Source organism: Roseovarius lutimaris, from assembly GCF_900115165.1.
Classification (GTDB): domain Bacteria; phylum Pseudomonadota; class Alphaproteobacteria; order Rhodobacterales; family Rhodobacteraceae; genus Roseovarius; species Roseovarius lutimaris.
In genome coordinates this window covers 37,369-62,626 of record NZ_FOVP01000011.1, presented here as the reverse complement: position 1 = coordinate 62,626, position 25,258 = coordinate 37,369, and the positions used below count along the sequence as shown (strand labels likewise).

Below are 25,258 nucleotides of genomic sequence, written 5' to 3'. Positions count from 1 at the left end.
CTCCTTATTCAGCCGGAACTGTGGAGTTCGTGGCCTCAACGGCCGGCGAACGTTTCACAGTCATCCAGAGGTTATAGCACATGATAATCGCACCCGAGAGGAACATGACCCCACCCAGACCGCGCACCACATACATCGGCAGCTTGGCCGCCACAGTGTCCGCGAACGAGTTCACAAGGAAACCGTTGGCATCGACTTCGCGCCACATCAGGCCTTCCATAATCCCCGTCACCCACATCGAGGCGGCGTAGAGAATGATGCCGATCGTCGCGAGCCAGAAATGCCAGCTGACAAGGCTGAGCGAATAAAGCCGTTCACGGTTCCACAGCTTCGGCACAAGAAAGTAGAGCGCGCCAAAGGTGATCATCCCGTTCCAGCCAAGAGCACCGGAATGCACGTGCCCGATGGTCCAGTCGGTGTAATGCGACAGAGAGTTGACCGCCCGGATCGACATCATCGGCCCTTCAAAGGTCGACATGCCGTAGAACCCGATCGAGATCACCATCATCCGGATCACCGGATCGGTGCGCAGCTTGTCCCAGGCGCCAGAGAGCGTCATCAGGCCGTTGATCATCCCGCCCCATGAGGGCATCCAGAGAATGATCGAGAACACCATGCCAAGCGTCGCCGCCCAATCGGGCAGAGCCGTGTAATGCAAATGGTGCGGTCCCGCCCAGATATAGATGAAGATCAGCGCCCAGAAGTGGATGATCGACAGTTTATAGCTGTAAACCGGGCGTTCGGCCTGTTTCGGCACAAAATAGTACATCATCCCGAGGAAACCTGCGGTCAGGAAAAAGCCCACGGCGTTGTGGCCGTACCACCATTGCACCATGGCATCCTGTACGCCGCTGAACACCTGCACCGATTTCGACCCGAAGATCGACACCGGAATGCTGAGGTTGTTCACGACATGCAGCATCGCCACGGTGATGATGAACGACAGATAGAACCAGTTAGCCACATAGATATGTGGCTCTTTGCGCTTGACGATGGTACCGAGGAAAACCGCCAGATAAGCCAGCCAGACAACCGTCAGCCATAGATCGACGTACCATTCCGGCTCGGCGTATTCCTTGGATTGCGTGGCGCCCAGAAGATAACCGGTCGCGGCCAGCACGATCATAAGCTGATAGCCCCAGAACACGAACCACGCCAGATTTCCGCCCCAGAGCCGCGCCGCACTTGTGCGCTGGACGACATAAAAAGAGGTGGCAATCAACGCGTTGCCGCCAAAGGCGAAAATCACCGCGCTGGTATGCAGCGGGCGCAAGCGCCCGAAATTGGCAAATCCTTGCGCCCACTCGAAGTTGAGCCCCGGAAAGGCCAGCTGAAAAGCGATAAACGTGCCCGCCAGAAAGCCGACAACGCCCCAAAGGGCGGTGGCAACAACCCCGGCCCGGACGACGCCATCCATGTATTCCCCCGACAGATCGACATGCCGTGTCGGTTCATCGGTTTGGCGCAGCGTCCACAGAAAAAGGCCTGCGGCCACAAGCGCCACTGTCAGCGCGTTGACCAGATAGGCCAGATCGCGCGCATAATTGGCCGCGATCAGCGCGAATAGCGTGATCAGGCCAAGCACGATCAGCTTGATATAGTTCGTCATAATGCGTCCCTTCGTCTTTATCCGCGCGATTCGAACTGCCCCGCGCGGGCGCGTTTAGACTGACGTCGTAATGCGAGCATCGCAACAGCGATACCTTGATCTGTGTCAAACCCATTCATTCCTTTGATTGATTAGCATCAAAGCGGAGGTGTTCGCACAATGCATAAGCTAAATTGAGGTGCGACCCCGAGCAAAGGAATGCAAAATGACCTACAATACCCTGTTTTCGGTTTTGACCGATGAAGCCCTGGTCGAAGAAACTCTGGCCCATGCCATTGCCGCGGCCGAGGTTCACGACGCACATCTTGATGTGCTCTGTCTTGGCGTGGATCGCAGCCAGGCCGGCTATTACTATGCCGGTGCCAGCGCCATTGTCCTTCAGGAAACCATCGCCCGCGCCCAGCAAGAGGCCGAGGCGATCGAGGCCAAGGTGCGCAACGTTCTGGGCACCACCGCGCTGCGCTGGAGTTGCGAAGGCGGCGTGGCGCAGCTTGCCGATCTTGGACGCCACGTGGCGATGCGCGCCCGGTTCTCTGATCTTGTGATCCTGCCCCAGCCTTATGGCAACGGACGCGGCGCGGAACTTGAACCCGTGACCGAAGCCGCCCTGTTTGATGGCCGCACCCCGGTTCTTGTGGCCCCTGCGAGCGGCGCCCCGGTCGCACATCCCAAACGCGTCCTTATCGGCTGGAACGAAAGCAGCGAGGCCCTGGGCGCCGTGCGCGCCGCCCTGCCCCTGCTGGCCGAGGCGGATGTAGTGCATGTGGCAATCATCGACCCGCCGACCCATGGGCCAAACCGCTCTGACCCCGGCGGTCTGTTATCGCAATATCTGGCCCGCCATGGTGTCACCGTCGAGGTTGATGTTCTGTCCAAGACCCTGCCACGGGTGTCGGATGTGCTGTTGCGTCACGCCGGTGACATGAATGCCGACCTGGTCGTGATGGGCGCCTATGGGCATTCGCGGTTCCGCGAGGCCATCTTTGGCGGCGCCACCCGCTATATGCTCGAACAGAGCAAGGTCCCGGTGTTCATGGCACATTGATCCGGTTCGGGTGGCGGTCTTGTGACCCACCGCCGCCCGCATCGTGCGTTCAGACGGGCATGCCACCGTCGCTATCGTCGCCCGCCTCATCCAGAAGACGGTTGAAATCGTGGATCGTGACCCGGCGCTTGCCTTCAAGCGTGATCACCCCGTCCTTTTTCAATGCCGAGACCTGGCGGCTGACCGTTTCAAGCGTCAGGCCGAGATAATCGGCCATCGCCTCGCGGGTCAGCGGCAGTTCAAAGGTCAACGGTCCCTTGACCCCGGCCAGGTTCAGCGAGGCATCGCGCCGCGCGATGATCGCCAGAAGCGAGGCGATCTTTTCACGCGCGGTCTTGCGGCCCAGCACAAGCATCCATTCGCGCGCGGCATCGAGTTCGTCCAATGTCATCTCAAGCAGACGCTGCGCGATATGCGGCGTCTCGGTCATCATTGTCTCGAACGGTTTCTTGCGAAAACAGCACATCACCATGTCGGTCACGGCCACTACGTCATAGGCCGCGTTGTCGCGACCGGGGCGACCCACGAAATCGCTTGGCAACAACAGCCCCACCATCTGGGTGCGCCCGTCTTCCATCGTCTGGGTCAGTGTGGCGATGCCCGACACGACCGAGCCGACGAAATCCATCCTGTCGCCGGACCAGATCACGGTTTGACCGGCCTCATAGTTGCGATAATACTTGATCTGATCCAGACGATCCAACTCATCCGTTTCACACCGCGCGCACACCGCCCGGTGGCGGATCGGGCAATCGCCGCATTGGCGGGTGGTCAGTGTCGGTTCATTGAGCAGCATGGACAATCACTTTTTTGTGGTTTGATCTGGGTCAATGTCTTTCTCGAACACGACGCCTAACCCTAGCCGTATGGATACGAAAACTCAACTAGGCAAGCTGGGTCTCTTTGATGCCAAAGTGCCGCGCTATACAAGCTATCCGACAGCACCGCACTTCAATCGCGATGTTGGCGCGGATGATTATTCCAGTTGGATCAAGGCGATCCCGGAGAACGGCGAGATATCGCTATACGTGCATGTGCCGTTTTGCAGGCGGTTGTGCTGGTTCTGCGCCTGCCGCACCCAGGGCACCCAGACCGACAAGCCCGTGGCCGCCTATCTTGAGACGCTGAAGACCGAACTTGTCATGTTGGGCAAGCTTTTGCCCAAGGGCGTCCGATTGTCGCGCCTGCACTGGGGCGGGGGCACGCCGACGCTCTTGTCGCCCGGTATGATCGACGAATTGGCCGGTGCGATTCGCGCGATTGCGCCCTTCACTGACAAAACCGAGTTTTCGGTCGAGATCGACCCGAATGAAATAGACGGGCCCCGGCTTGACGCGCTTGCCGCCGCTGGCATGAACCGCGCCTCGATCGGGGTACAGGATTTCGACGAGGAAATTCAGCAAAGCATCGGTCGGTTGCAAAGCTATGACATCACACGTCAAGCCGCCGAAGACATCCGAAGCCGCGGCGTCGCCAGCCTGAATGCCGACATCCTTTATGGCCTGCCGCATCAGACCAATACGCGCATCACCGAGAGCGTGCAAAAGCTTCTGTCGCTTAATCCTGACCGGGTGGCGCTTTATGGCTATGCCCATGTGCCGTGGATGGCCAAACGCCAGCAATTGATCCCCTCGGATGCCCTGCCCTCCCCGCAAGAGCGGCTGGTGCTGTTTGAAACCGCCCGCAAGCTGTTTCTCTGGGACAATTACGCGGAAATCGGGATCGACCATTTCGCCACCCCCGATGACGGGCTTGCCATCGCACAAAAGGCCGGGCGCTTGCGGCGGAATTTTCAGGGCTATACCGATGACACCTCTGACGTACTGATCGGTGTCGGGGCGTCGTCGATCTCTCGCTTTCCGCAGGGCTATGCGCAAAATGCGCCCGCCACCGGCGCCCATACCGGCGCCATCCGCGAGGGCCGCTTTTCCACCACCCGTGGCCACCGTTTCAGCGCAGATGACAAGATGCGCGGGCGGATGATCGAGGCACTGATGTGCGATTTCCGGATTGAATCGAGTGAGATCACAGGCTCGTTCGACATCACCCCTGCGGCCCTTTCAGAGATGCTTGATCAGATCAGCAACGCCTTTCCCGGTCTGCTTCAGACCGATCAGGGCGGGCTGTTTGTTCCGCCGGCGGCCCGGCCGCTGACCCGGATGATCGCGCGCCATCTCGACGCCTATGCCATGAACGCCGAGGGCCACAGTTCGGCGATCTAGGCCTCGTCGATCAATCTCGCCATCCCGGCGTAAGTGGGCAGGCCGCGAACCACCTGCGCAATGCTCGTGGGTCGGGTCAGGCGCATGCCTCAGGCCTTGAGGTCAAGCGCGGCCTGCAAAAGCGTGCGCGCATAGTCGGTCCTGGGCGCGGAAAACAGCGCCTCTGCCTCGCCCTCTTCAATCACGTCGCCCTGTTTCATCACCAAAACCCGATGGCTCATTGCGCGCACCACGTTCAAGTCGTGGCTGATGAACAGATAGGCCAGCCCGTATTTCACCTGTAGATCGCGCAACAGGTTCACGATCTGAACCTGCACGGTCATATCAAGCGCCGAGGTCGGCTCGTCCAGCACCACAAGCTTGGGCCGCAGGATCATCGCCCGCGCAATCGCGATCCGCTGTCTCTGGCCGCCGGAAAACTCGTGCGGATAACGATCCATCGTCGCCGGGTTAAGGCCGACCTCTTCCATCACCTCGCCCACCAGCACGCGCCTTGGGCGGCCATCCGGGCTTCCGTGCACGCCCATGCCTTCGGCGATGATCTGTTCACAGGTCATGCGCGGGCTCAGACTTCCGAACGGATCCTGAAAGACAATCTGCATATCGGCGCGACGGCGGCGCAACTCGCGCGTGGACCAGCCATGCACATCGCCGCCGTCAAAGGTAATCTTCCCCTCAGACGCAATCAGCCGCATGATCGCCAACGCCAAGGTCGTCTTGCCCGATCCGCTTTCGCCGACAATGCCAAGCGTCTCGCCGGCCCGCACCGTCAGATTGGCATCATTGACCGCCTTCACATGGCCCACGGTGCGCTTCAAAAACCCCTTCTGGATCGGGAACCAGACGCGCAACCCCTCGGTCTTTACCATCACCGGTGCATTTTCGGGCACCGCGGCGGGATGCCCCACCGCCCGCGCACCCAGCAATTTGCGGGTGTAAGGATGCTTTGGCGCGGCAAAAACAGTGACCGTTGGCCCCTCTTCGACAATCTCGCCATCCTTCATCACGCAGACCCGATCGGCGATCCGCTGCACGATGCTCAGATCGTGAGTGATGAACAAAAGGCCCATGCCCTCTTCGCGCTTGAGCTCTGCCAACAGTTCCAGAATCTGCGCCTGAATGGTGACATCAAGCGCCGTCGTCGGTTCATCCGCGATCAGGATATCGGGCTTGTTGGCCAGGGCCATGGCGATCATCACCCGCTGGCGCTGTCCACCCGACAATTGATGCGGATAGGCGCCAAGGCGGCTTTCGGCGTCGCGGATGCCGACCCTCTGCAAAAGCTCGATGATGCGCCTGCGCGCGGTGTCGCCGGTCAGCCCCTGATGCAGTTCAAGACTTTCGCGAATTTGCCGCTCAAGCGTGTGTAGCGGATTGAGCGATGTCATAGGCTCCTGAAAGATAAAGCTGATGTCGTTGCCGCGCACCTGCCGCAGCCGCCTGTCATCGGCGCCGATCATCTCTTGCCCGTCATAGGTGACACTTCCCGAAACCTCGGCCGAGCCACCAAGCAGTGACACGGTGCTCAGCGCCGTCACCGATTTGCCAGACCCGCTTTCGCCGACGATGGCCACCGTCTCGCCGGGATCAAGGCTGAACGACACGCCCTTGACCGCCTCGATCAATTGCCCGTCCTGGCGGAAACTTACCCGCAGGTCCTTGACCGTCAAAAGGCTCATTGAAATGTCTTTCTGGGATCAAACGCATCGCGCACGCCCTCAAAGATGAACACCAGAAGCGACAGCATGATGGCAAAGGCGAAAAAGGCCGTAAAGGCAAGCCAGGGCGCCTGAAGGTTCTGCTTGGCCTGAAGCGTCAATTCGCCCAGGCTTGGCGACGAGGACGGCAGGCCAAAGCCCAGGAAATCCAGCCCCGCCAGCAAGGAAATCGTGCCGGTGATCACGAACGGCAGCATGGTCAGCGTCGCCACCATCGCATTGGGCAACATATGACGGAACATGATCGTCAGGTTACTCACGCCCAATGCCTTGGCGGCGCGCACATATTCAAGGTTGCGCGCCCGCAGAAACTCGGCCCGGACCACCCCCACAAGACCCATCCAGCCAAACAGCACGGTGATGAACACCAAAAGCCAGAAACTGCGCGGCAGAATCGCGAACAGGATGATGATCACGTAAAGCTGCGGGGTGGAGGACCATATCTCGATCACCCGCTGAAAGATAAGATCGGTACGCCCGCCGAAAAACCCCTGTACCGCGCCGGCAAAGATTCCGATCACCGAGGAAAGCGCGGTCACGATCAGCGTGAACAACACCGACAGACGGAACCCGTAAATCACCCGCGCCAGCACATCGCGCTTGGTATCATCGGTCCCCAACAGGTTCTGCGCATTGGGCGGCAGCGGCGCGGCGCCGGGCCGATCAACGGTGGTGTCATAGCTATAGGGAATAGGCGGCCAGATCGCCCAGCCGGCCTCGATCGCGTCGCCCTCGACAACGCCGTCGGCGGCATCGGCGATCACGCCCTCGGGATCGTCGAAACAGATATCCAACCCGCCGCTTGCGATCAGGCACTTGACCTCGGGATCGCGATAAATCGCCTCGGTTTCGAAATCCCCGCCAAAGGCGGTTTCGGGATAAAACCGAAACACCGGCATATAAAGCTCGCCCCGATACTGAACCAGGATCGGCTTGTCGTTGGCGACAAACTCGGCAAAGAGCGAAATGCCGAACACGATCACAAACAGAAACAACGACCAATAGGCCCGCCGGTTGCGCCTGAAATTGCGCCAGCGGCGTTGATTGAGCGGCGAGAGGGCCATCACCAGGCCCCTCTTTCATCTTTCCAGAAACACTCCGGGGGACAAGAAAATTCGACGAATTTTCTTGGGGGGCAGCGCCCCCACTCCAAACCTGTCCTTGCGGTGCAAGCGTCGTTTCTCATACGTCTCACCCTTCCCGCTTTTCAAAATCAATCCGCGGATCGACCAGCACATACATCAGGTCCGACAGGATACCGACCAGCAACCCGATCAGACCAAACAGGAACAGTGTGCCGAACATCACCGGATAATCGCGCCCCACCGCAGCCTCGAACCCAAGTCGACCAAGCCCATCAAGGCTAAAGATCGTCTCGATCAGAACCGACCCGCCAAAAAACACCCCGATGAACACCGCCGGAAAGCCCGCGATCACGATCAGCATCGCATTGCGAAACACATGGCCATATAGCACGCGGCTCTCGCTTAGCCCCTTGGCGCGCGCGGTCATCACGTAATGCTTTTTGATCTCATCCAGAAAGCTGTTCTTGGTAAGCAATGTCAGCGTCGCAAAGGCCGATATGGTCGAGGCCAACACCGGAAGGGCGATGTGCCACAGATAATCCATCGCCTTGCCCACCAGCGAGAGCTGATCGAAATTGTCCGATGTCAGCCCGCGCAGCGGAAACAGCTGCCAGTAACTGCCACCCGCGAACAGCACCAATAGCATGATGGCAAACAGAAACGCCGGGATCGCATAGGCGACGATGATCACCGCGCTGGTCCATGTGTCAAAGCGGTTGCCATCGCCCACAGCCTTGCGAATGCCAAGCGGGATCGAGACCAGATAGGCAATCACCGTTGACCAAAGCCCCAGCGTGATACTCACCGGCATCTTTTCAAGCACCAGATCAAGCACCTCGATTTTTCGGAAGTAACTCTCGCCGAAATCAAGCCGCATGTAATTCCACATCATGTTGAAAAACCGCTCCACGGGCGGTTTATCAAGGCCGAATTGCTCTTCCAGTTCCTTGATCAACTCGGGCGGAAGACCGCGCGCGCCAAGGTATTGCTCATTGCCGCCCGCGCTTCCGGTCAGTTCCTGACCGGTATCGCTGCCGGATCCGGAAAAGCTCTCGAAGACGTTGCCCTGGCCTTGCATATTGGCAATCATCTGCTCAACCGGGCCGCCGGGCACGAATTGCACGAGGGCAAAGTTGATGATCATGATCCCCAACAGCGTCGGAATGATCAAAAGCAGACGCCGCAGGATATAGGCGCCCATTTACACAGATCCTATTGGCATGGCGCGTCGGATCACAGCGCGCCCGCGTCCTTCAACGCCTTGGCCTTGTCGGCATTGTACCACCAGAAATCGAGAACCCCGGTCGCATAGGGCGGCAACGGGTCGGGGTGGTCATACATATCCCAATAGGCGACCCAGTTCTGATCAAGATACCAGGTCGGGATCATGAAAAACTCGTACCGCAGCGCCCGGTCAAGCGCGGTGAGGGCGACGTTCTGGGCCTCGGTCGAATCCGATTCAAGGGCGGCGTCGATAATCGCATCGACCATCGGGCTGGCAAGGCCGGCCGGGTTGAACAGGCTGAACGCGGCCTCTTTGCTGCCGTAACGCTGATGCAGGCCGGTGCCCGCCTCAAGAAACGAGGTATAGCTGTCAAAGATCAGGTCATAGTCGCGATCCCGGCTGCGTTGAGTGTATTGCGCGGCGTCGATCTTATCAAACCGCGCGTCGATCCCCATCAGTTCAAGATTGCTGACAAAGCTTTCCACCACCGCCGACATCGTCGCCGAGCCAGAGGCGGAGATCGGAATTTCGATCTTGAGAACCTCGCCCTCGGCGTTGCGGCGCGTGCCATCATCGCCCACTGCCCAGCCGGCCTCGTCCAAAAGTTTCATCGCGCGGCGCAGGTTGGTCCGGTCATTCAGGCGCCCCCCCTTGGAGCTATGCGCCCTGACCGCCGGGGTGCTCAGCATGCCCTCGGGCACGACATCGCCAAGCGATTTCAAAAGCTCAAGCTCGGCCCCCTCAGGCAGGCCAGTGGCCTCAAGCGGGGTGTCCTGCACAAAGGAGTGGCGCTGTTTGAACAGACCATATTGCAGAGATTCATTGGTCCACTCAAAGTTGAACGCAAGCGCGATTGCCTGGCGCACGCGGATATCCTGAAGCACCTCGCGGCCCAGGTTGAACACGAACCCCGAGGGCGTCGGTGGCAAGCCATCGGGAAGCTCTGCCTTGACCACATAGCCCTTTTGAACCGCCGGAAAATCATACCCCGTGGCCCAGGTTTTCGAATTGCCTTCGGGGCGGAAGGTATAAATACCGGCCTTGAAGGCCTCGAAGGCGGCATTGTCATCGGCGAAATACTCGATCCGAATGGTATCGAAATTATGCCGCCCCTTGTTGATCGCAAGATCGCGGCCCCAATAGTCGGGGTTGCGTTGATAGACGATGTTGCGGTTCACATCATAGCTTGCCATCTGGTAGGGTCCCGAACCGGGGGCGGCATCAAGGCGCGGTTCGTCAAGCCGGGCGCCGGTTTTCTCGTACCAGGCCTTGGGGAACACCGGGGTGCCGCCAACCTGATCAATCAGCGAGCGGCGCGAGATACCTTCGGCAAAGGTGAACTTGACCCGATGATCATCAAGCGCCTCGGCGCTCAGCACCCGGCGCTTGACCGCATCGGCATAGGATTTAAGGCCCTGTTCCAGAAACAGGTTATGCGAGAACACCACGTCATGCGCCGTCACCGGCGTGCCATCGGCAAACCGCGCCTCGGGGCGCAGGGTGAAAATCACCCAAGTCTTGCCCTCGTCATATTCAAGGCTCTCGGCCAGAAGCCCGTAGGATTCGCTATAGCTATCGCCCGGAAGCGGCTCGCCGCTTGCCTCGGAGGCGCCAAGCAGGCTCTCGTAGACCATCCAGGACAACCGCCCGGCGCGGCCCTTGCGCGAATAGGGGTTCATCGAATCAAACGTGCCCGGCGCATAAAGCGAGATTTCACCGCCCTTGGGCGCCTCGGGGTTCACATAGTCGAAATGCGGATAATCGGCAGGGTATTTCAGATCGCCGAAATAGGAATAGCCATGCGAGGTGATCACCCTGTCCTGCGCCTGCGCGCCCTGTGCCAGAAGCGCGGCTATCGAAAGACCGATCACGGCAGCGATGATGCGTAAGCGTGCAAAATTCTGGGGAACCCGGGCTTTGGCCGGGGCGTGGTATCCGGTCATATCATTTTCCTCCTGCCGCACCCGTACCTGGCGCTTCTTTTCTTTAAGGCAAGCTAAGAGGGCGCCGCGCCTTGTTCAAGCACTGTCGGTCCAAAGCCTCCGCAAATCCGGGTGAGCCCATGAAAAAGGCCGCCGCCCCGAACGGGCAGCGGCCTTGATGCGAAGCTGCGCGGCTTAGTTTGCAACGCTTTGTAGATAGCCGATCACGTTGGCGCGGTCCTCTTCGTCTTTCAGACCTGGAAAGCCCATTCGGTTACCAGCGGCAAAGTCACGCGGATTCTGAAGCCAGGCACTTAGCTTATCAAGGGTCCATTCGCCTTCAAGGCCGGTCAGGGCGTCGGAATATTTGAAGCCATCGACACTGGCGATATCGCGACCAACCACACCGTAAAGGCTCGGCCCGGCGCCATTCTTGCCCTCTTCGACCTTGTGACAGGCGCCGCATTTACGGAAGACTTTCTTACCGGCGTCGATATCAGCGGCGGCAACCATTGCGGCAAAGTCAGCGCCTTCCTCAGCGGAAGGTTCGGCTGCGGCTTCCTCGGCGGCAGGCTCGGCAGCAGCTTCCTCAGCGGCGGGCTCGGCTGCGGCCTCCTCAACGGCGGGCTCGGCTGCGGCCTCCTCAGCGGCAGGCTCGGCAGCGCCAGCATTCGGGTCTACGTATTTGACTCCGTCCACCTCATCAAGATAGGCGATCAGGTTCACCCGGTCTTTAGGTTTTTTCAAACCGGCAAAGCCCATGGTGGTGCCCGGCGCATAGCCTTTGGGATTTTCAAGGAAGTCATAGAGATTCTTCGGCGTCCAGACCTCGGCCACCGCTTCCAGCGCGCCGGAATAGCCAAAGCCCTCGGCGGCATCCACAGGACGCCCGACCACATCGTAAAGATAGGGGCCAGTGGCGTTCTCACCTTTTTCAAGCTTGTGACAGGCCTTGCATTTGCCAAAGACCTTTTCGCCCTTGCCGGCATCCGCCGCCAACAGCAGCTCGCCGAAGGTCGGGCCTTCATCCGCCGCAGAGGCCTCGCCATCATCTTCGGCGCCGGTCTCAATCATATACCCTTGCGCGTGCTCATCGCCATGACCGCCGCCCATAGAGTAAATTGTCTCTGCGGCCCAGTTCCCCATCAGAAAGATAAGAAGGGCCCCGCAAAGCGCGCCAACGGTCTTGGTAAGTGTCATTGTGTCGAACATAGGCCCGTTTCCATTTAAACTCTCTTTGCCGGCGTATCTATCCGCTTCCCCTATGCGGACGCAAGGTGTAGTTTCCGCGACCAAACGCCCGAAAGGGCCAAAAATACGGAAATTGTTCATGAACAAGCGCATTGCCTTTCAAGGAGAGCTTGGCGCCTACTCGCATCAGGCCTGCCGTGAAACCTATCCAGAGCTTGACCCATTACCCTGCCGGACGTTTGAAGACGCGATTGCCGCCGTGCGCGATGGCGAGGCCGATTTGGCGATGCTGCCGGTCGATAATTCAACCTTCGGGCGGGTTGCTGACATTCATCACCTGTTGCCTGATTCGGGGCTGCACATCATCGCCGAGGCCTTCGTGCGCATTGAGATAAGCCTTTTGGCCCTGCCCGGCGTGCGCCTTGATCAGGTTGAAAGCGCTATGAGCCACACCATGCTTCTGGGCCAGTGCCGCGCATTTCTTGAACGCCATGGCATCCACCGTGTGACCGGCGCCGATACGGCCGGCTCTGCCCGCGACGTGGCCGAGGCCGGACAGCCCGAAATGGCCGCCCTTGCCAGCGCCCTGGCCGGCGAAATCTATGGGCTGGATGTGCTGGCCGAAGGGATCGAGGATCAGGGCAACAACACCACCCGCTTTCTGGTCATGGCGCGCGAGCCCGATTTTGCCCGCCGCGGCGGGGACGGGATGATGACCACATTCGTCTTTCAGGTCCGCAACATCCCGGCGGCGCTGTACAAGGCGATGGGCGGGTTTGCCACCAATGGCGTCAACATGACCAAGCTTGAAAGCTATATGGTCGGCGGCTCGTTCACCGCGACACAGTTTTATGCCGATATCGAAGGCCACCCCGACGACCCCGAAGTCGCCCGTGCGCTTGATGAGCTGGATTATTTCACCTCCGACATCACAATCCTGGGCGTCTACCCCGCCGACCCCCGCCGCCATTAGGGCGGAGAAGGTGTTGGGTGGGCGCGGTTTCCAATACGAAGCGTCGTGCGTTTCAGCTTTTCGTTGTGAGCGTGGGCGGCAACGTTACTGCCTCATGAAGGAACAGGTAAATAGTCACGACATAAAAATCATAAATGCTCTACAGCCCTGAGTTCCGCCACGACTCGATCTGCCATACCAACACAGCGCGCGCCGTCGAACGGGAAGATAGTGTCGAATCCGCCTTGGATGCGGCCTTGGATTATCTTGCGCAATCGGAGTCGGGCGCGGAAAAGGCGCGTTTTGACAGTGACGGATTTGAGCGAGAGATCATGCGCGATCGCACGCACGCTCATGCTCTCGGCTTCACGCATGAGAAAGGGCAGGCGCAAATGTGCGGGCAAACATGCAACAGCGTCCTCCAGAAGTACCCGCATTTGGGCCCGCCCAAGCGCGGCTTCCGGTCGGTCGGGATACTGGCCGGGAAAGGCGAGTAGGGAACAGGTAATCTGATTTTCTTCGGCCACGGTGTCATACTCCTCCTGTGGTCGGACATTGCGGATCTGCATCCGAGCAGTATTGATTGCGATGCGGATAATCCAAGTGGAAAAGCTTGACTCAGCTCGAAATGTATCTAACCGGGTGAATGCCTTGAGATACGTTTCCTGTACCACTTCCTCGGCCTCCGCATCGCTTGCAACGATGCCTCTCGCAATACGGAAAAGGCGAGGGTTCAGGCGCCTAACGAGTTCACGCACGGCCGGTTCGCTCTGGTCCCTGGCCGCAATAACAAGCTCGGCTTCCGATGAGCTTGGCCCCGGAAGGGCGCTGCCCTCGTGAATTGAATCGGCTATCATGTGTCGTCCCCCCGCCCGATCCGGCCTTTGGCAAGAATATCTTCGACCCTCGGCAAAGCTGCGAGAACTTTGGCAGACACGTCGCCTGTATCCGGGCTTGAACCTTCCCATCTGGGATCGCTCGGATTGCCGACGACGATACGTCCGACCATGGCCGCCATCTCATGCGGAATGCAATAATAGTCATAAACGCCCGGGATTTCGAGCGTGACCTCAAAGCTCTCTCCAGGCAAAAGGAACCCACTGTCCCATGGCCCTGCCGCTTTTGGGATGCGCCGCGTGCGATCAAATAATTCAGGATGATATGCCGTGGCAGTGTGGCTGTTACCCGGATCGCGATTGACGAAACGGATCGTAGTGCCCGCAGATACCGCAAGGCCGTGCGGTGCAAACCATATACGCTCGCCGCGCGCTGTACCGCCCATTTCTATGATCTCCAGCGACGCCGCGCGCACTGAGAGAGGGAGTGAGAAGGTGGCAATGATGCCACCCCCCAGCTTCAAAACCCTGCGGCGTTCGAGGGTCATTTTGCCAACCGCTTTTTAGCCTCGGCGTCGTGGTAAAGCACAACGTGGGCATGAGGCTTGTCGACACCCGGATGGCCCGCATTGTAGTAAATGTCGACCGAACTCACCTCATGCGAACCAATAATCAGATCATCATAGGACGTGCCGTTTTGCAGGTCATCCAGCGGTGTCATATAGACTGTCGCAGAAAGCTTACCGTCGTGATCATAAGCCAAGAACGGGCCTGCAGGCAGCGTATCGGGCGCGACAAAGAGCGTGCCCAAGCCTGGCAGGAATGCTGGCAACGGCAGTACATCGCTGACTTGCACATAGGGTTCGCCTGCAGGGGCGTGCAGAAGTGCTTCGTTGTCATGGGCAATTGCAAGCGATGCAGACGCGGCCACAAGCGTAACGCTCAGCAAAATGGACTTAATCATTTCGTTCCCTTTCGTTTTCATACCAGTGCCATTTTTTGGCACTCAAACTCTTAGATGCAGTAAGATTGGAAAGGTTCCCATCGCCGGGTAAAAATATCAGTGCTCCTCGAAGAGCGTCCCGAAAGCACATGAGATGCAATATGCCATCACATTGAACCGTTTTGCGAAATCAGTGTTCGCAGCAGTTCACAAATCGGTAAATATGACCTCGGAACCATCCTGAAATGCGGTCACGCACTCCGGCGTTTGGTCGGCTTTCGCTGTAAGCACTGCGGCCCCGGACTGCGCCACGCTCGCGCTAACGGTCAATATCCCGACACAAGCTGGGGCTACGTTTCAGCTTGCGCCAAGAACCATTTTATGACGGTATCAATCGCTATGTTGTGTTTGGATTTGCGCATGGCCAGCAGGTAGAAATCCTGTTTTCCAGACATGCTTTCCGGCGTGATCTGAATCAGCCGCTTGGCTGCAATATCCGCTGCCACGAGAAAGCGGCTTACCAGAGCGACCCCTTGACCGGAAAGTGCCGCATCCACGGCCAAAGCCGTCTGACTCAGGCGCAATCCGTGACCTCCTTTGTCTGCAATATTCAGCAACCCGAGGAATTCTGGCCAAAGATCATGCGAGTCATGGAGTTTGGGCAGATACGACACTGCATCTGCGCCATGCGACAAGCTATGCTTTTCAATAAGACCTGGCGCGGCCACTGCGATAATCTCCTGGCGAAACAGGCGATATGCATCCAAGGCTGCACCAAAAGGTGGCTCGCCTTGCCGGATCCCCAAATCAATCCCGTCACTGTGAAAACTTGATATCTTTTCGGTTGCCAGAATGCGCAGGTCGATTTCCGGGTATCTTGCCGAAAAATCCGGAAGATTGGGGATCAGCCATTTTGCCGCAAAGGTTGGTGTGACGCTGACAAGAACCTTGCCCGGTTCCGGCTTGAGGTGATCGGTCGCACGGCGCAGCGCCTCGAATGCGGCAGCAACATTCACATGATAGCTCCGCCCCGGCGATGTAAACGCCAACCCCTTGGGCAGTCTCTCAAACAATTGCAAACCCAAATGCGCCTCAAGCTGCCGTACCTGTTGGGCGACGGCCCCTTGGGTGACGCCAAGTTCATCCGCAGCCGCGCGAAAATTCAAATGACGGCCAGCCACTTCAAATGCACGCAATCCATTGAGATGAGGGAGCTTGCTCATGTGACAGTAGTATTCCTACACCCACGAAACATCAATTCTAAAGCGTAATGACTGCCTGTTTAGGCTAAAAGTGCATCAAGCCATAGATGGAGAGAAAAATGTCAGTAAGAAAAGTCGCACTTATCACCGCAGGCGGAAGTGGCATGGGCGCCGATGCCGCCCGGCGGTTGGCCGCAGATGGGTTCAAGGTGGGTATCCTGTCTTCGTCAGGCAAAGGCGAAGCGCTTGGCGCTGAGTTGGGTGGTTTCGGGGTGACCGGTTCCAATACCATTCCCGATGACCTGTCCGCGCTGGTTCAGGGCGCTGTGGACCGCTGGGGCCGCATCGACGCGCTGGTCAATTCCGCAGGCCACGGGCCAAAGGGTCCGGTTCTGGAAATTTCGGATGATGAGTGGCACACTGGCATGGAAGTCTACCTCTTGAATGTGATCCGCCCGACGCGTCTGGTGACACCTGTCATGCAAGCACAGGGCGGCGGTACGATCATCAACATTTCGACCTTTGCGGCCTTTGAACCTGATCCGCTTTTTCCGACGTCAGGCGTGTTCCGGACGGGTCTGGCCGCCTTCACCAAGCTTTATTCCGACAAATACGCCGCTAACAACATTCGCATGAACAATGTCTTGCCAGGTTTCATTGACAGCCTTCCGGAGACCGAAGACCGCAAGGCGCGTATTCCGTTGGGGCGCTATGGGCGGGCACAAGAGGTTTCGTCGGTGATTTCGCTACTGGCCTCCGAAGGTGGCGGCTATATGACCGGTCAGAACCTTCGCATTGACGGAGGGTTGACCCGTGCCGTCTGATACCATCCTGGAGAGACCACAGTTTGACCGCATCGTATTTGCGGTCAAATGGGGCGCATCACTCATTCAGATCATGGGCTACGCCGCCACGGGGGCCGGATGGGCACCGTGGAACCTCTACCTGTTCTTGATCGGCGTGCTGGGGTGGTTTGCGGTGGGCGCGATGTGGAATGACAAGGCCCTGATGCTGGTCCACCTTGTCGCGCTCATAGCGATGATTGCCGGAATGGCAAGCGGGTAGCCGTCGCAGAGCAGAGTTTCATGGAAGACGCAGCCTTGGGCAAACAAGGCCCAAAGCCACCCTAAAATGCGGTCACGCAGTCCGGCGCATTGGTCGGCTTTGGCCTTGAGGCACGCTATCGCGGGCCACGCCGCGCCCTCAGACGCTCCGCTTGTAGCGGTCTTCCACATCCATTGCGTATTCCGCCGCTCGCAGCTTGAACCGCTTGGTCAGATTGCTCCGTGCCAGCTTGAGCGTTTGCACCAAAAGCCGCGAGGCAAGATTCTTTGGCTTCAGCGTGAGGTCAACAGACATGCGCGTGCGCCCACGTGACAGCGCCACAAGATCAATCATCATCGCGCCCCCCATTGCGGGCGACATCGATGAAAGGGTGATCCCGTTGGGGGGATCATACTCGCTAAGCTGCATCTGGATTTCACGACGTTTGCCGCGCATCATGAATCCGACATGCCAGGCCATGCCAACGCCGGGCGTGGACAGGTCATCAATCCGACGCACCTCGGCCCCACGGCGCAGCGCCGAGCGTTCGAAGGCCTGAAAATCGGTGATTTCCGCAAAAACCGTCTCGATCGGCGCTTCTATGTCTTCCCTGGTGCTGAACTGCATCGGTTCTGCCCTTATTATCATGCCAAATGCCCGGCGGTATTGTCGCGTCAATCAAGGCTATCGGCAAGCCAGTTCTGCAAAAGAAAATGCGCAATTGCACCTTTTCGGGCGGGCAACATAAACGGATGCTGCCCGGCAAAGGCCTGCATGATCTCTTCGCGGCTGCACCAGATGGCGTCCTCGATTTCCTTGGGGTCGATGGTGATCTCGTCGCTTAACGCCTCACCGCGACAGCCCAACATCAAAGAGGCCGGAAACGGCCAGGGCTGGCTGGCAAGATAGCTGACCTGCCCGACCCTGATACCCGCCTCTTCCCAGACCTCGCGGCGCACGGCGGCCTCAAGTGTTTCGCCCGGCTCGACAAAGCCCGCAAGCAGCGAATACATCCCCTCGGGCCAGGGGTGCGAGCGCCCCATAAGCACCTTGTTGCCGCGGGTGATCAGCATGATCACGACCGGATCGGTGCGCGGGAAATGTTGGCCCCCGCAGCTATCGCAGGCACGTTGCCAGCCGGCCTGGATCATCCGGCTCTCACTGCCGCAGCGCGCGCAGAACCGATGGCTCAGATGCCAGGCGAAAACCGCCTTGGCGGTCGCGGCAAGCTCTGCATCGCGCGTGTTCAGGTGGGTCATCACCCGGCGTAATTCGACAAACACCGCGCCTGCGGGCAAATCCGGGTGGCATTGTTCGGAGGCGTCGAGAAAACTATCAAGTTGATCGGGCTCAAGCCCCGGCGGCACCCAGGCGGAGATGTCATAAGCAAAGACAAGATCGCCGTTGTCCTCGCGCCCAAGCAGGATCGGCGGCACCTTGTAACGCGCCAGAACCGGATGATCGACCGACACCCGGATCAGACGGTCAAGCGCCTCTGTCGCCACCAGCGGCTTGCCCCGCCACAGCACCACGGCGCTTGCGCGCCCCTCGGCCCGCGCGCTTGCAATCGCCGCCGCGTTGCCCCGCAGGTCATCCGCCCGGTCAAGCGCCGAGCCCCCGAATGTCACCGTTTCTGCCTTTTGCATTGCGACGCCCCAAAAATCTGTTCCGCCATGTACACAACGCTTGCGGGTTCAGCACAAGGGGCAGGGCCAGAAAACTGCCGCGACGAAACAATATGCAACCTATAGTGCATTGCTCCCATCTCTCACCTATGACACCTTGACTGAAGGTTCAGCTTTTCCGGAAACTTTGCCGAACGGCATGGAAAAGCTACCTTACACAAATGAGGGCTCACACCTCGACCAAGGGCATTGAACAATTGACCCAGACGACATCGGATAAAGTAAGGCAACAGGCGCGCCCCGATGACAGGTCCAAGGTCGCGCTTAGAATTCTGGCGACGACAGATGTGCACGGGCATATTCTGCCGTTTGACTATTTCACCAACACCCCCGACCGCCCCTATGGCCTTGCGCGGCTGGCCACTCTGATCGCGCGGGCACGCGCCGAGGTGGAGGACGGCGCCTCTGTTCTGTTTGACAACGGCGATTTTCTTCAGGGCACCCCGATCAGCGACCTCACCCCACACGCCGGACAGGCTTGGCAGGGTGCGCATCCCGTGCTTCTGGCGATGAATGGGCTTGGCTATGACGCCGCGTCGCTTGGCAATCATGAGTTCAACTTCGGTCTCGACTGGTTGCAAAAGACATTGCCCGAGGCGGGCTTTCCGATTGTCTGCGCCAATGCCGCGCTGCGCAGCGGGCCAACACCCGAGGACGATGAAACCCTCTGCCCGCCCTGGCACATGCTGACCCGCAAGTTGCGCGATGACAGCGGTAACATCACGACATTGCGCATCGGCGTGCTGGGGCTTGTACCGCCGCAGATCATGACCTGGGATCACGCCCATCTTACCGGCCGCCTGACCTGTCGCGACATGGTCGAGGCCGCCCGTGCCTGGGTGCCGGTCATTCGCGCAGCGGGCGCCGATCTGGTAATTGCTCTGGCCCATACCGGGATTGGCGAGGGCCCCGACCGCCCGATGATGGAGAATGCGGCGCAGGCGCTCGCCCGCGTTCCGGGAGTCGACGCGCTTGTCGGCGGGCATAGCCACCGGATCTATCCCGATCCCGACAAGGACCGCCCCCCGCATGACCGCCTCAACGGCATGCCATTTGTCAAACCCGGCTTTCGCGGCTCGCATCTTGGGGTGCTTGACCTGACCCTGACACAGGAAGGCGACGGCAACTGGAAAGTCACAGGACACACCAGCGATGTGCGTGCCGCCGCCGATATCCCGCCGGACCCCGACTTTTGCCGCGCGCTTGCCCCTGCGCATGCCCAAACGCTCACGTTGACGGAACGCGAGATTGGCCGGACATCGACCCCGCTTCACAGCTACCTTGCCCTTGTGCGCAACGACCCCGCGACCCAACTTGTCAACGCGGCGCAGCGCATGGGCCTTACCAAGGCCCTTCGGGGAACCGAGCATGAGGGCCTGCCGGTTCTATCGGCCTCGGCCCCGTTCAAGACCGGCGGGCGTGGCGGACCGGGGTATTACACCGACGTGTCGGCCGGTCCGCTCCGACTGCGCAATATTACCGACCTTTATCCCTTTCCAAACACCCTTTGCGGGCTGCTTGTCACCGGCGCGGATTTGCGCGACTGGCTTGAACGCGCCGCGATCTGCTTTCGCCAGATCACGCCGGGCACACCCGATCAGATGCTATTGGACAAGACCGTGCCAGGCCATGATTTCGATGTGATTGACGGGCTAAGCTATGCCATCGACCTGTCACAGCCTGCCCGCTATGACCTCGCCGGCACGCTTGTGGCCCCAAAGGCCCGCCGCATTCGCGACCTGTGCCATGACGGCGCCCCGGTCTCTGACAGCGCGCGGTTTATCGTCGCCACCAACAGCTATCGCGCCTATGGCGGCGGCCCGTTCCGCAACCTCGCGGCCACCGGTCTGATCCATACCAGCCCGCGCCCGGTGCGCGATATTCTATCCGACTACATCGCCGCGCAAAACCAAATCATGCCGCAGGCGCACCCCGTCTGGCGCTTTGCCGCGATGCCTGACACGAGGGTGGTCTTTGACACCTCGCCGACTGTGCGCGAGCACCCCGACGACCTTGCCGCGTTGCAGGCAGAGTATCTTGGCACCACCCCACAAGGCTTTGCCCGGTTTGGCTTCTGGCTTTGTCCGAAACAAAGCCAACCGGTCGACAACTCCCTCTCTTGCGAATCTCCGATCTGATCCTTATGTAGCGAGGTGAGAGGTTGGCGCGGGCAGGCACCTCGCCAACCCGGTCAGGTCCGGAAGGAAGCAGCCGTAACGAGCCCCGCTTGGGTCGTTGTCCAGCCTCTCACCCTCTCCCACCCACCTGCAAGCCTTGAATTATATGAACACGTTTCGCGTTGCTTTCCCCGATTGCCGCGCCGATCTCTTGAACATTACATTTTGGTAAATTCATAATTTAACGATTGGCAGAGGCTATGAAACAGGCTCTCTATTTTTGCCACGGCCTCCCCGGAAGCCCATCGGACGCCGATCTAGGCTTTGCGGATCAATTTGATCTGCCACCAATCATTGCGCCTGATCTTTTCTCAGCGAAGGCACCCGGTGACGATCCCGTCAAGACCGCGATTGCACAGTTTGAATCCCTGACCGGGAAGATACCCGACGGCAGCATTCACCTGTTAGGGTTTTCGATGGGCGCAATGCTGGCCATCCATATCGCCGCCGCGCATCCCGAGCGCATCAAGCGTCTGACGCTGATCTCGCCGGCTGCGCCCCTGCAACTCGGGAACTTCCTGCCGCACATGGCCGGACAGCCCCTGTTCCGGCTTGCCGCGCGCCATCCCTCCCTGTTTTTGGCGCTGACCTATGGCCAGGGGCTCCTCGCCCGTGCCGCGCCTGAGCTGCTGATCCGACGCCTCTTTGCAAGTGCCGGCGGGTCGGAGCATGCCCTGTTGGAGCACCCCGATGCCGCCGAGGCGATCCGTCAGGGGCTGCGCCATAGTTACACGCACCATCCAAAGGGGTATGCCCGGATGATTGCGGCCTATGTGAGCGACTGGTCGCCGGTGCTGACCTCGATCCTGTGCCCGATGGATATCTGGCAGGGGACGGCCGACCGATGGGTGCCGCTTGCCATGACCCAGGCCCTGGCCGACCGTCTGCCGGGCAAGGTCAGACTGCGCCTGCTCGAAGGGGCCGGACATTACAGCACTCTCAGCCATCTCAACCTCGGCGAAGACCCTGCGCCGAGCGACAGAATGCGCGGCTTTGGTGCCTTGCGCGTGGCCCTGTAACCCGCCCTCGGCCCCGGCCGGTAGGGTGGGTGAAACCCACGCGCGGCTCTGCCGCCGCCTAGACCTGCTGCGCCCAGGCCATCTGCGCCTCGGTCTCGACCGCGCAGGGGCGTAGCGCGCGCAACCGGCTCAGGGCCGCGCCGGCCTCTTCTCCGCTTTCGATCATCAGCCGAAGCGCCGCCATACCAGAACGCCCACAGCCACCGCGACAATGGATCAACACCCGGCCACCGCCCTGCAACGCCAAAAGCGCGGCCTGCGCCGCGCCCTCCCATATGTCCGTGACTTCTGGGCTTGGCACGCCGTAATCCTCGACCGGCACATGCGCCCATCGGGTGCCGCTATCCTGCAAATCCGCGCCCAGATCAGCCGCACCGCTCGCGGTCATTTCCGCCAGTGTCGTCATCGAGATCACAAGCGCCGGGCGCCAGTCATGCAAATGCAAAAGATCGGCCTCATAGGTTCCCGACCCGCCGGGCAGCGGCGCAATCGCAAGAATCCCACCCGCCACCGGCAGCGCATGGATCACGAAACCGCTCACAACCGCGCCGTGCCAAACGTGTCACAGCGCGCCAGATCGCCGCTGTCATAGCCGCGCTTGAACCACTTTGCCCGCTGCGCCGAGGTGCCATGGGTAAAGGTATGCGGTTGCGGCACCTGACCGGCACGCTTTTGCAAATGATCATCGCCGATCATCCGCGCCGCATTCAGCGCCTCCTCAAGGTCGCCCGGCTCAAGCAGCCCATCGACCGCACGCGCCCAGACCCCCGACAGGCAATCGGCCTGAAGCTCAAGCCGCACGGTCAGCGCATTGGCATCGGCCTGTCCGGCGGCCTGTCGGCGGCGGTTGACCTCGGGCAGGATGCCAAGCTCGTTCTGCACATGATGCGCCACCTCATGGGCGATCACATAGGCCGCCGCAAAATCGCCCCTGGCGCCAAGTTGGCGCGCCAATGTGTCGAAAAATTCGGTGTCGAGATAGGCCTTGCGATCCGCCGGGCAATAAAACGGCCCCGTCGCGCCCGAGGCGCCGCCACAGGGGCTCTGGGTGACACCGGAATAAAGCACCATCACCGGCGGGCGATAGTCGCTGCCCAATTGCTCGGCAAAGACCTTGCCCCAGACCGCCTCGGTGGTGGCAAGGACCTGCGATGAAAACTCTGCCGCGCGCTTTTCTTCGGCACTTAACTGACGCGGCGCGCTAGACTGTGCCACCGGCCCCGATCCGCCCTGCAAAAGCGGCGTCACGTCTATACCCGCGAAATACCCGATTGCCAGCACCACCAAAAGACCGACGCCGCCTAGCCCGGCCTTGCCTCCGCGACCGCCGCGCCTGCCTGCGCGCCGCCTGTCCTCGACATTCCGGCTCCGCCCGATCCCTTTCAACCGCATGACACCCTCCGATACACACCGACCAAAGCTTTGCGCGCCGTCACGGGAAATGCAAGGTAGACGCCCCTCGCGCCCCGCTTTAGGTTGGCCCCTGACACGAATCCAAAGGGCACCCGCATGACCGACACCCCCGAAAAAGGCTATCAGGTTCTGGCCCGGAAATACCGGCCCGAGACCTTTGCCGATCTCGTGGGACAGGATGCGATGGTGCGCACCCTGAAAAACGCGTTCAAGGCCGACCGCATCGCGCAGGCCTTTATCATGACCGGCATTCGCGGCACCGGCAAAACCACCACGGCGCGGATCATCGCCAAGGGCATGAACTGTATCGGTGCCGATGGTGCGGGCGGCCCCACGACCGAGCCCTGCGGCGTTTGCGAACATTGCACCGCCATCATGGAAGGCCGCCATGTCGATGTGATGGAAATGGATGCCGCCTCGCGCACCGGCGTGGGCGATATCCGCGAGATCATCGATTCGGTGAACTATCGCGCGGCCTCGGCCCGCTACAAGATCTACATCATCGACGAAGTTCACATGCTGTCGGTGAACGCGTTCAACGCCTTGCTGAAAACCCTCGAAGAGCCGCCCGCGCATGTGAAATTCATCTTCGCCACCACCGAGATCCGCAAGGTGCCGGTGACGGTTTTGTCACGCTGTCAGCGCTTCGATCTGCGCCGGATCGAGCCCGAGGTGATGATCGCCCTTCTGCGCCGGATTGCCACCGCCGAGACCGCCGAGATCACCGATGACGCGCTTGCTCTGATCACCCGCGCCGCCGAAGGCTCGGCGCGCGATGCGACCTCTCTGCTGGATCAGGCGATTTCGCATGGCGCCGGGGAAACCACCGCCGATCAGGTGCGCGCCATGCTCGGGCTGGCCGATCGGGGCCGGGTTCTTGACCTGTTTGACATGGTCATGAAAGGCGACGCCGCAGGCGCGCTCTCCGAACTGTCGGCGCAATATGCCGAGGGCGCCGATCCGCTGGCGGTGCTGCGCGACCTGGCCGAGATCACCCATTGGATTTCCGTGGTCAAGATCACCCCCGAGACCGCCCAGGACCCCACCATCGGCCCCGATGAACGCGCCCGCGGCGAGGCGATGGCCGAGGCCCTGCCGATGCGGGTGCTGACGCGGATGTGGCAAATGCTGCTCAAGGCGCTGGATGAGGTGGCAGAGGCGCCCAATTCGATGATGGCCGCCGAAATGGCGGTGATCCGCCTCACGCATGTGGCCGATCTGCCGACGCCCGAAGACCTCATTCGCCGCCTGCAAGACAGCCCGCCGCCCCCGGCCCCCGGTCCGGTTGGCGGCGGTGGCGGCAGCGCCCCAACCGCCAGTGGCGGCGCCGCGCCGTCGGCTTATCACGCGCCGGCACAGCAAAGCTCTGGCAACGCGGGCCATACGGGCAGCGCAGGCCAGACCACGGCCCTCGCCCCCGAGGCCGAAAGCGCGCTGTCGCACTTCCCGACGTTTGAGCATGTGGTCGACCTCATTCGCGCCAATCGCGACGTCAAGCTTCTGATCGAGGTCGAAAGCAACCTGCGCCTTGCCGCCTATCGGCCGGGGCGCATCGAATTCACCCCGACCCCGAACGCCCCCGGCGATCTGGCGCAGAACCTCGGCAGCGCCCTGCAACGCTGGACCGGCAATCGTTGGGCCGTGATCGTGGTCAATTCCGGCACCGCCCCCACGATCCTTGAGGCGCGCAATGCCGCCCAGGATGCGCTCAAGGCCGAGGCCACCGATCACCCGTTGATGCAGGCCGTGCTTGCCGCCTTTCCCAGATCAAAAATCACCGCCATCCGCTCGGCCGCCGATATCGCCAGCCACGCCGAGGCCGAGGCCCTGCCCGAGGTCGAAGACGAATGGGACCCGTTTGAAGAGGATTGAGCCGTTCACCCGACCAGGACCGAACGCTTGCCTGTCGCCATTTCCGGCCACATATGCTTAAAATCAGAAAACCACACATCCGGCCCGCTGCTCCGCAC

23 protein-coding genes, 1 other RNA gene and 1 pseudogene are annotated in these 25,258 nt (G+C 60.2%); 9 read left to right on the top strand and 16 right to left on the bottom strand.

Going from position 1 to position 25,258, the window contains the following annotated elements:
* Positions 1-4 precede the first annotated feature (4 nt).
* Positions 5-1,609, bottom strand: coding sequence for a cytochrome-c oxidase, cbb3-type subunit I (gene ccoN / locus BMZ91_RS10920; RefSeq protein WP_092838451.1), 1,605 nt, complete (start codon positions 1,607-1,609; stop codon positions 5-7).
* A 205-nt stretch (positions 1,610-1,814) separates the two neighbouring features.
* Here ccoN and BMZ91_RS10915 point away from each other — a divergent pair, with 205 nt between their 5' ends.
* On the top strand, positions 1,815-2,654 hold the full coding sequence (locus tag BMZ91_RS10915; protein ID WP_092838448.1) for a universal stress protein: 840 nt from the start codon (positions 1,815-1,817) through the stop codon (positions 2,652-2,654).
* A 49-nt stretch (positions 2,655-2,703) separates the two neighbouring features.
* On the opposite strand, the gene fnrL is transcribed toward BMZ91_RS10915, so the two are convergent.
* The gene (gene fnrL / locus BMZ91_RS10910; RefSeq protein WP_092838445.1) at positions 2,704-3,450 is read right to left on the bottom strand and encodes a transcriptional regulator FnrL; all 747 of its coding nucleotides are present in this window, start codon (positions 3,448-3,450) and stop codon (positions 2,704-2,706) included.
* A 70-nt stretch (positions 3,451-3,520) separates the two neighbouring features.
* Here fnrL and hemN point away from each other — a divergent pair, with 70 nt between their 5' ends.
* Positions 3,521-4,876, top strand: coding sequence for an oxygen-independent coproporphyrinogen III oxidase (gene hemN, locus BMZ91_RS10905; RefSeq protein ID WP_092838442.1), 1,356 nt, complete (start codon positions 3,521-3,523; stop codon positions 4,874-4,876).
* An 89-nt stretch (positions 4,877-4,965) separates the two neighbouring features.
* On the opposite strand, the gene BMZ91_RS10900 is transcribed toward hemN, so the two are convergent.
* From BMZ91_RS10900 to BMZ91_RS10880, 5 genes are all read right to left on the bottom strand, one after another.
* Positions 4,966-6,555, bottom strand: coding sequence for an ABC transporter ATP-binding protein (locus BMZ91_RS10900; RefSeq protein WP_092838439.1), 1,590 nt, complete (start codon positions 6,553-6,555; stop codon positions 4,966-4,968).
* Entirely contained in the window at positions 6,552-7,658 is a 1,107-nt protein-coding gene (locus BMZ91_RS10895; protein WP_092838436.1) for an ABC transporter permease, read from the bottom strand. The genes BMZ91_RS10900 and BMZ91_RS10895 overlap by 4 nt, the downstream gene beginning before the upstream one ends.
* A gap of 127 nt (positions 7,659-7,785) precedes the next feature.
* Positions 7,786-8,880 (bottom strand): microcin C ABC transporter permease YejB, encoded by a 1,095-nt coding sequence (locus BMZ91_RS10890; protein ID WP_092838433.1) that lies wholly within the window; start codon positions 8,878-8,880, stop codon positions 7,786-7,788.
* Positions 8,881-8,912: 32 nt separating this feature from the next.
* On the bottom strand, positions 8,913-10,847 hold the full coding sequence (locus BMZ91_RS10885) for an extracellular solute-binding protein (protein ID WP_092838700.1): 1,935 nt from the start codon (positions 10,845-10,847) through the stop codon (positions 8,913-8,915).
* 174 nt (positions 10,848-11,021) lie between these two features.
* A complete protein-coding gene (locus BMZ91_RS10880) occupies positions 11,022-12,038 on the bottom strand; it encodes a c-type cytochrome (protein WP_092838430.1) in 1,017 nt (338 codons plus the stop codon).
* Positions 12,039-12,156: 118 nt separating this feature from the next.
* Here BMZ91_RS10880 and BMZ91_RS10875 point away from each other — a divergent pair, with 118 nt between their 5' ends.
* Positions 12,157-12,990: a prephenate dehydratase gene (locus tag BMZ91_RS10875; RefSeq protein WP_092838427.1), complete on the top strand. Its 834-nt coding sequence runs from the start codon at positions 12,157-12,159 to the stop codon at positions 12,988-12,990.
* A gap of 128 nt (positions 12,991-13,118) precedes the next feature.
* Here the strand turns inward: BMZ91_RS10875 and BMZ91_RS10870 are convergent, their stop codons facing one another.
* The 5 genes and pseudogenes from BMZ91_RS10870 to BMZ91_RS22065 all read right to left on the bottom strand — a co-directional run.
* Positions 13,119-13,826: an RNA polymerase sigma factor gene (locus BMZ91_RS10870; RefSeq protein ID WP_177193844.1), complete on the bottom strand. Its 708-nt coding sequence runs from the start codon at positions 13,824-13,826 to the stop codon at positions 13,119-13,121.
* Complete coding sequence (locus BMZ91_RS10865) at positions 13,823-14,353, bottom strand: cupredoxin domain-containing protein (protein WP_092838421.1); 531 nt, start codon at positions 14,351-14,353, stop codon at positions 13,823-13,825. Before BMZ91_RS10865 ends, BMZ91_RS10870 begins: the two co-directional genes overlap by 4 nt.
* Positions 14,350-14,769 carry a hypothetical protein gene (locus BMZ91_RS10860; RefSeq protein WP_177193843.1) on the bottom strand — a complete coding sequence of 140 codons (420 nt, stop codon included), beginning with the start codon at positions 14,767-14,769 and terminating at the stop codon, positions 14,350-14,352. The genes BMZ91_RS10865 and BMZ91_RS10860 overlap by 4 nt, the downstream gene beginning before the upstream one ends.
* Positions 14,770-15,098: 329 nt before the next feature.
* Complete coding sequence (locus BMZ91_RS10855) at positions 15,099-15,764, bottom strand: LysR substrate-binding domain-containing protein (RefSeq protein ID WP_425441564.1); 666 nt, start codon at positions 15,762-15,764, stop codon at positions 15,099-15,101.
* A 21-nt stretch (positions 15,765-15,785) separates the two neighbouring features.
* Positions 15,786-15,971, bottom strand: a pseudogene (locus tag BMZ91_RS22065) (LysR family transcriptional regulator); the annotation flags it as partial.
* A gap of 98 nt (positions 15,972-16,069) precedes the next feature.
* Between BMZ91_RS22065 and BMZ91_RS10850 the strand changes: the two are divergent.
* Positions 16,070-16,774 carry an SDR family oxidoreductase gene (locus tag BMZ91_RS10850; RefSeq protein ID WP_092838415.1) on the top strand — a complete coding sequence of 235 codons (705 nt, stop codon included), beginning with the start codon at positions 16,070-16,072 and terminating at the stop codon, positions 16,772-16,774.
* Positions 16,764-17,015: a DUF6552 family protein gene (locus tag BMZ91_RS10845; protein WP_092838412.1), complete on the top strand. Its 252-nt coding sequence runs from the start codon at positions 16,764-16,766 to the stop codon at positions 17,013-17,015. Before BMZ91_RS10850 ends, BMZ91_RS10845 begins: the two co-directional genes overlap by 11 nt.
* Before the next feature lie 138 nt (positions 17,016-17,153).
* On the opposite strand, the gene BMZ91_RS10840 is transcribed toward BMZ91_RS10845, so the two are convergent.
* Both BMZ91_RS10840 and nudC read right to left on the bottom strand, forming a co-directional pair.
* On the bottom strand, positions 17,154-17,621 hold the full coding sequence (locus BMZ91_RS10840; RefSeq protein ID WP_092838409.1) for an SRPBCC family protein: 468 nt from the start codon (positions 17,619-17,621) through the stop codon (positions 17,154-17,156).
* Positions 17,622-17,668: 47 nt separating this feature from the next.
* A complete protein-coding gene (gene nudC, locus BMZ91_RS10835; protein ID WP_092838406.1) occupies positions 17,669-18,640 on the bottom strand; it encodes an NAD(+) diphosphatase in 972 nt (323 codons plus the stop codon).
* A gap of 236 nt (positions 18,641-18,876) precedes the next feature.
* Here nudC and BMZ91_RS10830 point away from each other — a divergent pair, with 236 nt between their 5' ends.
* The 3 genes from BMZ91_RS10830 (at position 18,877) to BMZ91_RS10820 (ending at position 21,875) form a co-directional block, all read left to right on the top strand.
* Positions 18,877-20,817, top strand: a complete 1,941-nt coding sequence (locus BMZ91_RS10830) for a bifunctional 2',3'-cyclic-nucleotide 2'-phosphodiesterase/3'-nucleotidase (protein ID WP_177193842.1) — start codon at positions 18,877-18,879, stop codon at positions 20,815-20,817.
* 17 nt (positions 20,818-20,834) lie between these two features.
* Positions 20,835-20,931: signal recognition particle sRNA small type (ffs, locus tag BMZ91_RS10825), an RNA gene on the top strand.
* 125 nt (positions 20,932-21,056) lie between these two features.
* Complete coding sequence (locus BMZ91_RS10820) at positions 21,057-21,875, top strand: alpha/beta fold hydrolase (protein ID WP_092838400.1); 819 nt, start codon at positions 21,057-21,059, stop codon at positions 21,873-21,875.
* A 58-nt stretch (positions 21,876-21,933) separates the two neighbouring features.
* Here BMZ91_RS10820 and BMZ91_RS10815 read toward each other — a convergent pair whose 3' ends face one another.
* Complete coding sequence (locus tag BMZ91_RS10815) at positions 21,934-22,416, bottom strand: protein-tyrosine phosphatase family protein (protein ID WP_092838398.1); 483 nt, start codon at positions 22,414-22,416, stop codon at positions 21,934-21,936.
* A complete protein-coding gene (gene ypfJ / locus BMZ91_RS10810) occupies positions 22,413-23,267 on the bottom strand; it encodes a KPN_02809 family neutral zinc metallopeptidase (RefSeq protein ID WP_092838395.1) in 855 nt (284 codons plus the stop codon). Before ypfJ ends, BMZ91_RS10815 begins: the two co-directional genes overlap by 4 nt.
* A 117-nt stretch (positions 23,268-23,384) precedes the next feature.
* Between ypfJ and BMZ91_RS10805 the strand changes: the two genes are divergently transcribed.
* Positions 23,385-25,160: a DNA polymerase III subunit gamma/tau gene (locus BMZ91_RS10805; RefSeq protein ID WP_092838392.1), complete on the top strand. Its 1,776-nt coding sequence runs from the start codon at positions 23,385-23,387 to the stop codon at positions 25,158-25,160.
* Positions 25,161-25,258 lie beyond the last annotated feature (98 nt).